Genomic DNA, 420 nt, shown 5'->3' with positions numbered 1-420 from the left:
AGGTGACGTTCACCGGGGTTTGCGCCGGGTTGGTCAGGGTCGCGGTGTAAGTGATCTGACCGCCTTCGGTCACGGTCGAACCGGCCGTCAGCGTGACAGTGGTGGTATCGACCACATCAGTAATGGTAGTAACCGCAGGCGTCGTGCTCGGCACCAGGTTTTCAAAGTTGCCGCCGGTTGCGCCGGTAATAGTGGTGCTGACGGTCGAACCGTTAACGTAGACGTCGTTAGCCGGGGTATCCACGACCACTGTACCAACCGACTCACCTGCCTTGATGGTAATCACCGAGCCATTGCTCAAGGTAACGCTCACCGGCGTCTGCGCGGGGTTGGTCAATGTCGCGGTGTAGGTGATCTGACCGCCTTCGGTCACGGTGGAACCGGCCGTCAGCGTGACAGTGGTGGTATCGACCACATCAG

1 protein-coding gene is annotated in these 420 nt (G+C 59.8%); it reads right to left on the bottom strand.

The window, feature by feature from the left end; all coding sequences use genetic code 11:
• The coding region (locus BFP90_RS29100; RefSeq protein ID WP_256097464.1) for an immunoglobulin-like domain-containing protein at positions 1-420 on the bottom strand (420 nt) is incomplete at both ends.

Origin of the sequence: Pseudomonas sp. 24 E 13 (assembly GCF_900004715.1) — a bacterium.
In the GTDB taxonomy this organism is placed as follows: Bacteria; Pseudomonadota; Gammaproteobacteria; order Pseudomonadales; family Pseudomonadaceae; genus Aquipseudomonas; species Aquipseudomonas orientalis_A.
This window is presented reverse-complemented; position numbering and strand designations above follow the sequence as displayed.